The organism is Bacillus cereus group sp. N6 (genome assembly GCF_016483705.1).
GTDB lineage: Bacteria > Bacillota > Bacilli > Bacillales > Bacillaceae_G > Bacillus_A > Bacillus_A wiedmannii.
This window is the reverse complement of sequence record NZ_JAEHBI010000305.1, coordinates 1-247: the sequence shown is the minus strand read 5'-3', so window position 1 is coordinate 247 and position 247 is coordinate 1. Positions and strand designations below refer to the sequence as shown.

The following is a 247-nucleotide window of genomic DNA, read 5'->3' as shown; positions in this document are numbered from 1 at the left end:
GGCGACTGATGGGAATCGAACCCACGAATGCCGGAGCCACAATCCGGTGCGTTAACCACTTCGCCACAACCGCCATGTTGTGTAAATATATTTGGCAGGGGCAGTAGGAATCGAACCCACACTGGAGGTTTTGGAGACCTCAGTTCTACCTTTAAACTATGCCCCTATGTAAATGGTGGAGGGGGGCAGATTCGAACTGCCGAACCCGAAGGAGCGGATTTACAGTCCGCCGCGTTTAGCCACTTCG

The 247-nt window shown here is 53.4% G+C and carries 2 tRNA genes; both read right to left on the bottom strand.

What is annotated here, in order from left to right:
• Positions 1 to 73 (bottom strand) — tRNA-His (locus JDS99_RS31405).
• A 19-nt stretch (positions 74 to 92) separates the two neighbouring features.
• Positions 93 to 166, bottom strand: a tRNA-Trp gene (locus JDS99_RS31400).
• Positions 167 to 247 lie beyond the last annotated feature (81 nt).